The organism is Amycolatopsis kentuckyensis (assembly GCF_002155975.1).
GTDB lineage: Bacteria > Actinomycetota > Actinomycetes > Mycobacteriales > Pseudonocardiaceae > Amycolatopsis > Amycolatopsis kentuckyensis.
The window spans coordinates 1-3396 of the sequence record NZ_MUMI01000557.1 but is presented as its reverse complement, the minus strand read 5'-3'; the positions used below and the strand labels follow the sequence as shown (position 1 = coordinate 3396).

Here is a 3396-nt window from a genome sequence, read left to right as displayed (position 1 = left end):
GATCTCCGGCGCCGACCTCGGGATCTGCCACCTCGAGACGCCGCTGGCGCCGGAGATCAGCGGCTTGATCCCGGCCAGCAGCGGCCGGTAGTCGATCTTCCCGCCGCCGTCGGCCTCGGCCTGCTCGGTCAGCGCCGGGTGGATCAGGACGTCACCGGTGGCGACGACGCTGAACGACCCGTCGGGCGCGGCCCCCGAGGAGGAGGCCGTCGAGTCCGGGAACGGCGTCGGGGCCGGGCCCTGCTGCTGGGACGGGCCGCTGCAGGCGGCCGCCAGGACGGCGACCCCGGCGAGCGCGGCGACGCGGTGCTTCGTCATCGGTCCCCCTAACGTGGTCCGGCCATCCTGCCAGCCGGGCGAATCCGGCAGAGACGGCATCCCGCCCACCGTGAAACTTCCACCACAGTCGACAACACCGATCAGAACATCGCCACAAGACAAAACCGGACAACGTGCAGCCCAGAGTGGAAAAAATACGATAAATCACCCCCACTCGCGCCACCACGGAACTACGGAGAGTAGGTCTCGCTCCGCTAACTGCGCCTTGACGCTCCTCGAACGGGTGTTTTGTAATACGAGTCACTTCGCGAACCCGATCCGACCCACCCGACCTCGGCCCCCATGGGAGCACTCGATGTCCACATACCCGCACAGGTTCCGGACCTGGAGCGTTGTTGGTTGTTGTTTGATTTCCGGCGCGCTGCTCGCCTCCTGCTCTTCGGGCAAAGACACCGCGGCACCGCAGCAGCAGGCACCCGCCAACGGCAAGATCACCCTGTACTACCTGCAGAAACAGGGTGACCAGCAGTACTTCGTCGAGCAGGCCCAGGGCGCGCAGGAGAAGGCGAAGGAACTCGGCGTCGAGCTCAAGGTCGTCAACCTCGGCCAGGACGCCAACAAAGCGATCACCGAACTCGACGCCGCGGTCGCGCAGGGCGCCAACGGCGTCGCCATCGTCGTCCCCGACCAGGCCATCGGCCCGCAGGTGATCGACAAGGCCAAGAGCGCGGGCATCCCGCTGATCGCCTCCGACGACGTCATCAAGGACGGCACCGGCGCGAAGGCCCCGTTCGTCGGCTTCAACGGCAGCCAGATGGGCGACTCGGTCGGCACCGAGGCCGGGAAGCTGTTCAAGGCCGCGGGCTGGGCCGCCGCCGACACCAAGATCATCAGCGCGTACAAGCAGGACCTGACCGTCTGCACCGACCGCGTCAACGCCGCGAAGTCCGCGTTCGCCAAGTCCGCGGGCGCCGACGTCCCGGTCATCGACGTCGGCACCGACAACTCCCCGGTCGACGCGCAGAACCGCTCCGGCGCGGTGATCGGCTCCAACCCGGGCGTCAAGCACTGGGTCGTCTGGGGCTGCAACGACGAGAACGAGACCGGCGTGGTGACCGCGCTGGCCAACTCCGGTGTCGCGGCGAACAACATCATCGGCGTCGGGCTCGGCGCCTACCTCGACTGCAAGGACTGGGCCGCCGGCAAGGACACCGGCAACAAGGCCGCGCTCTACATCTCCGGCGCCGAGGTCGGCCGCTCGGCCATCCAGGTGCTGGTCGACAAGGTGAAGAACGGCAAGGAACTGCCCGCCGAGACGATCGCCAAGACCACGATCGTCAACAAGGACAACTACAAGCAGGCCGGCGTCAACTGCACCTGACCGCCCCCCTCGTGCGTGGTGCGGCGGGTTCCCGCCGCACCACGCACGACCGCCGTACGGAAGGCGACCATGTCCAGCTCTCCTCCCGCGCTCGCCGTCGAGGGCATCGGCAAGCGCTTCTCCGGGGTCACCGCCCTCGACGACGTCTCGCTGGAGTTCCGCTCCGGCGAAGTCCTTGCGCTGATGGGCGAAAACGGCGCCGGCAAGTCGACGCTCCTGCGCGTGCTGTCCGGCGACCAGGGCCCCGACGACGGCCGGCTCCTCCTGGACGGCACCGAGGTCACCTTCGACACCCCGCGCGCGGCGATGGCCGCCGGGGTGCGCGTGATCTACCAGGAACCGGAGATCATCCCGCACGTTTCGGTGGCGGAGAACGTCTTCGTCGGCGAACTCCCCGCGAAAGCCCGGGTGTTCAGCCGCCGCACGCTCACCAAGGCCACGCACGACGCGCTCGCCGAGTACGGCTTCGAAGGCGTCCTCAATCCGGCGACGCTCGGCGTCGCGCTGTCCGCCGCACAGCGCCAGCTCGTCGAGATCCTGCGCGTGCTCACCGCGGCCACGCCGCCGCGGGTGATCGCCTTCGACGAGCCGACGTCGTCGCTGTCGGAACACGAGGTCGAGGCGCTGTTCCGGCTGATCGGGCGGCTGCGCGACAGCGGCGTCGCGGTCGTCTACGTCTCGCACCGGATGAAGGAGATCTTCCAGCTCGCCGACCGCGTCGCCGTGCTGCGCGACGGCAAGCTCGTCGGCGTCCAGCAGGCCGCGGAGACCGACGAGGCCGGGCTGGTCCGGATGATGATCGGCCGCGACCTCTCGGCTCTCGAGCGCCGCGTCACGCAGGACACCGGTGACGTGGTCCTGAAGCTCGACGACGTCACGACCGACGACGTCACCGGGATTTCGCTGCAGGTCCGCGCGGGCGAGGTCGTCTGCCTGGCCGGGCTGGTCGGCGCGGGCCGGTCCGAGCTGGCCCGCGCGATCGTCGGCGACCTGCCGATCCGGTCCGGGACCGTGGAGCTCGGTGGCAAGCGGCTGCGCGCGCACAACCCGGGTGACGCCGTCAAAGCGGGCATCGGCTTCGCGCCCGAAGAGCGCAAGACGGACGCGTTGCTCATGCAGCGGTCCGTACGCGACAACGTCTCCATCGCCGTCCTCGACCGTCTTCGCCGCTTCCGGGTCGTGAAGCGGGCGAAGGAACGCGCGCTCGTCGAGGAGTACGTACGCGAGCTTCGCGTGCGGACGCCGTCGATGGAGCAGGAAGTCCGCAAGCTTTCCGGTGGCAACCAGCAGAAAGCCGTCCTCGCGCGCTGGCTCGCGCGGCGGCCGAAGCTGCTGATCCTCGACGAGCCGACGCGCGGGGTCGACGTCGGCGCGAAGGCCGAGATCTACCGGATCATCGACGGCCTCGCCGCCGAGGGCATCGCGCTGCTGGTCATCTCCTCCGACCTGCCCGAGGTCCTGACGCTGGCCGACCGCATCCTCGTCATGCGCGCCGGGCGCCTCGCCGGCGAGATCGGCCGCGAGGACGCGACCGAGGAAGCCGTGCTGACCCTCGCCATCCCCGAAACCGAACCAGCCGTGGACGACGCCCAGGAGATCGGCGCATGAGCACCCCCACCAAGGAAACGTCGGCGCCCGCCGCGCCACCCCAGCCGAGCGCCGCGCGGCGCGTGCTGACCGGCATCGGCGTGCAGAACTCCAGCCTGATCATCACGCTGATCGCGCTGGTGATCCTG

The 3396-nt window shown here is 69.4% G+C and carries 2 protein-coding genes and 1 pseudogene; 2 read left to right on the top strand and 1 reads right to left on the bottom strand.

Going from position 1 to position 3396, the window contains the following annotated elements:
* Nucleotides 1-318: pseudogene (locus CCN39_RS41655) on the bottom strand (CapA family protein); the annotation flags it as partial.
* 367 nt (nt 319-685) lie between these two features.
* On the opposite strand from CCN39_RS41655, the gene CCN39_RS41650 reads away from it, so the two are divergent.
* Together CCN39_RS41650 and CCN39_RS41645 are read left to right on the top strand one after the other, a co-directional pair.
* Nucleotides 686-1660 (top strand): substrate-binding domain-containing protein, encoded by a 975-nt coding sequence (locus CCN39_RS41650; RefSeq protein WP_086851878.1) that lies wholly within the window; start codon nt 686-688, stop codon nt 1658-1660.
* A gap of 69 nt (nt 1661-1729) precedes the next feature.
* The gene (locus CCN39_RS41645) at nt 1730-3268 is read left to right on the top strand and encodes a sugar ABC transporter ATP-binding protein (RefSeq protein ID WP_086851876.1); all 1539 of its coding nucleotides are present in this window, start codon (nt 1730-1732) and stop codon (nt 3266-3268) included.
* Nucleotides 3269-3396: the final 128 nt, after the last annotated feature.